The 3,458-nt window shown below is 46.1% G+C and carries 4 protein-coding genes; 3 read left to right on the top strand and 1 reads right to left on the bottom strand.

Annotation, left to right across the window (positions count from 1 at the left end; all coding sequences use genetic code 11):
- Positions 1-606: 606 nt before the first annotated feature.
- Entirely contained in the window at positions 607-729 is a 123-nt protein-coding gene (locus tag R2Q26_RS15230; protein ID WP_317537069.1) for a hypothetical protein, read from the bottom strand.
- 2 nt (positions 730-731) lie between these two features.
- Here R2Q26_RS15230 and R2Q26_RS15225 point away from each other — a divergent pair, with 2 nt between their 5' ends.
- The 3 genes from R2Q26_RS15225 (at position 732) to R2Q26_RS15215 (ending at position 2,991) form a co-directional block, all read left to right on the top strand.
- Entirely contained in the window at positions 732-1,307 is a 576-nt protein-coding gene (locus R2Q26_RS15225) for a hypothetical protein (RefSeq protein ID WP_317537068.1), read from the top strand.
- A 375-nt stretch (positions 1,308-1,682) separates the two neighbouring features.
- Positions 1,683-1,961 (top strand): SRPBCC domain-containing protein, encoded by a 279-nt coding sequence (locus tag R2Q26_RS15220; RefSeq protein ID WP_411182375.1) that lies wholly within the window; start codon positions 1,683-1,685, stop codon positions 1,959-1,961.
- A 496-nt stretch (positions 1,962-2,457) separates the two neighbouring features.
- The gene (locus tag R2Q26_RS15215; protein ID WP_317537067.1) at positions 2,458-2,991 is read left to right on the top strand and encodes a DUF1264 domain-containing protein; all 534 of its coding nucleotides are present in this window, start codon (positions 2,458-2,460) and stop codon (positions 2,989-2,991) included.
- Positions 2,992-3,458 lie beyond the last annotated feature (467 nt).

Here is a 3,458-nt window from a genome sequence, read left to right as displayed (position 1 = left end):
GGAAGCCATCGAGGCGGTCACCATCATCGATGAGAATCGATATAGAAACCAATCCCAATTTGCATTTAATGGTGATTTATAAATGATAGCTTGAGTAGGATTGGCTTGCTTACTTCTTCAGCAATCAGGAGCAGTACTTTCTCATAATCTTTTATAACCAGTAGCGAAGTATGAAAAGACTGGATTATCTGTCACCTATCATCAACTGATACCTCGTGGTCTGACTCGATCCGTCCGTAAAATAAGATTGCTCGGTATGATAGCGATAATGTTTGAGCTTAGGTTCGTCGCGCAACTTGTCCAAAAATCGTGATCTATTCATCATATTTGTAGATCTAACAAAGTTTGGTATGAGGAAAACTAAATTGACGCAATTTTATCAAATATAAGGAGGTAGCATGCAGCTTGTCATGTTAGATGTCATTTTTGACGTCATATATTGCGTCATTTCGGATGGCTAATTCTAGTTGGGCGTCAGAGGGGGTGGATGTGAACTACCATGGATAAGGTAGATCTCTGGCTGAAGCTATTTCAAGAGTATGCATCCGAGGCGCATCATCATGAGCAACGGTTACGGGGTTCTTCTCTGCCCTTGCTGCGGGAGTATTAACCGTCGTCGGTATCGACAAAACGATGTTGGCGCTTCAGAACGCTGTGCCAGGTAGCAACATCCTCGAGTTGAAGCGCAAGGCTGACAAGGCGACTACCGAGCGGTTTCCACGTCTGCATGTATGGAGGCTGGGCTTGTTTTGGGTGGCACTACACGCTCTAATCGCATCTTTCGGTGTCTTGTTGCTTGTGGTTGCTTGTGCTTTGTTTCATCGGAGTTGGTAGTTGCCCATGACGCCCAACCTCTCGGTCAACCGGACCGCTTGCAAGCTGCGCTTGCAGGTTCCCTTCGCGCTTCACGCTCCGGCGGCCGGTTACCTCAAACGTTGGGTTTCATCTTCGTTCGTCATTTACTAAGGAGAAGAGGTATGCAGTGTCCAAATTGCAAGTCATACAGAATTGAGAAAAAGAACTATGGGAAGCGAGTCGGTACATTAGTCGGTGCAGGTGCTGGTGCAGCTGGGGGCATCGCACTAGCGGAAGCCGGAGCAGAGGCTGGTGCAGAGGCTGGTGCAGCTATTGGGCTAAGTGCTGGCCCAGTGGGGGCTGTCGCAGGCAGCATCGCCGGTGCCATCATCGGTGCCCTTGTTGGAGGTACAGTCGGTGGTTACATTGGATCAAAAGGCGGGGAGGTGGTTGATGAGAATCTCCTCGACAACTACCACTGTTTGGAGTGTGGTCACGATTTCAGTTTATGAGGTATAGGAGCCATGCCCATTCACACAAGTAGAATAGGGGATAGACCACGATTGTTTCCAAAATTAACAGGAAGAAAAAGGTGTCAGTCATTGTATAGTGCATGAAGTGTATTTATGATATGTAGCCATAAATGAATATGGAGAAGAATGGTTTATACCATGTTATGTCAAGGGGGAATGGTGGAGAAGCTATTTCTGATGAAGATGAGGATAGTCTGCGTAGGGCGCAATAGGGTACTCCCGTGTTGCGCCGCATGAAGACCGGTATGCTTCGGGTTTTCATCTGGTCTGACATTACGATGCACCGGACCCTGCTACGCTCCGTCGGTGAGCCTTATCGTTAAGCATCACAACGCATCAAAAGAAAAGATGATCATGCCCACAAATACCATTCAGCTTCATCGCGTACTGTGTGCGACACTTGAAAGAATCTATCGGGCGTTCCTTGATGCCGACGCAATGGCTAAATGGCTTCCGCCGAACGGCTTTACCGGCAAGGTTCACCACATAGATGCCAAAGTTGGTGGCACCTACAAGATGTCGTTCACGAACTTTACCACAGGTCACAGCCACTCTTTTGACGGAGAGTATCTTGAACTTGAACATTGGGGTTATGTCTTTCGTTATAACAAACATCACGCTATGTGGTATTGAACCCTGTTCGAGCAGGTATAGTAAAAAAACATCGATCATTGACCATGGAGCAGCTATTCAGCCATGATTGGTAAAAGCACTTGCCCTGAGTGGTTGCAAACTGACTGGATACTGGAGCAATTCGGTAACCAGAGAAAGCTAGCTATTGCTGCCTATGTGGATTTTGTTCGAGGGGGGTGTAGGATTGCCGAGTGTTTGGGATGCTTTACGTGGGCAAATCTATCTTGGTAATGATGAATTTGTCAAAAAATGCAGCAATATGTGGCACGAGATAAAAATCTCAGCGGCTATTAAAAATAGCAAAAAGATTAGATATTGTATTGCAAGACAGTATCTAATCCCTTATACACGAATACAGGGATAGTCCATGGTGAAATGTCTAGCTTGTATTATGCGTTTTTGCCTAACTACTACTTCAAGAAGGATGTGGCATAAAGCGCCGATCCTTCAAGCAGAATGTTAGGCCGCCGTTCAACAAAGAAGAAAGGAGGAGATCATGAAGAGAAACTTTCATCTTGTAGCAACATTTGGTGTGGCGATTTTTTTGACCAGCTGTATGACAACGCCTTTGGTAGCGCAGGAGAAGGCACGAACTCCAGCGGAGGGCTACAACATTCATGTAATTGCGCCCCATCGTCATGAAGACGGTACGGTACACGGTCCATATCACCATTATTGCAAGCCGATCAAGCCAGAGATCTTGCAGTGTATGGTTTTTTTGTCTACCGACCCGAATGCCGAACTGGTTGAGATCGAATATTTCATTGACAAGAAGCTCGCGCGCACGAGCGTGACGCTGGAGCAATGGAATAAGCATTTCCACGACCACGCGGAAGAGATTGCAACCGGGCGTGTGCAGGTGCTTGATGTATCCCCTGAGAAAGCGAAAGAGATTGCAGAGGCCGCGTCAAAGACCGACGGTATTATTTTCCATCTGTGGCCGGTTGGCGCTAAAGTTCCGAACGGCGAGGTCACGTTCCCGACGGCCATCAGCCACAAGCCCGTAAAGAAGCTTGAAATCCCAGAATAGGCGTTGCATGTTATTTGCCTAATTAGCGGTTCAAACCGACCACAATGCCGTCACAATATTCTCGTTCTTTTTTCAATATCAATATCTTCAATGGATTGATGATATTTCAGGGACGACTAAATAAATGTGCAGAGGATGACAAACTATAGAAGAGGCATAGATATTTTGTTTTGGTACCTTGTATATGTCGAAAACTGTTCTCAATGATTATTAAAAATTTTTGACGGTGCTCAGCGTTTTCTTTGCCAGATAAATACGCCCGTCACTGATAACGTTGCGACCATGAGTCCCCGTAGTCCCCGTATGGAAACCATAATGAGACCGGAATGCAATGGAAATTGAGCAGCCAGAAAAATATCGTCGGCACTGCTGCTTCCTGGAATTCTATCTCCTAATTCTAATTTGCGCTAGAAACTGCATTAATAATCCAATCCCAGCCGGTTATACTTTTGATTAAAGCAGGAACA

The sequence above is a fragment of the Nitrosomonas sp. Is37 genome (assembly GCF_033063275.1).
In the GTDB taxonomy this organism is placed as follows: Bacteria; Pseudomonadota; Gammaproteobacteria; order Burkholderiales; family Nitrosomonadaceae; genus Nitrosomonas.
The sequence above is the reverse complement of the archived record's forward strand: the minus strand, read 5'-3'. Positions and strand labels throughout refer to the sequence as shown.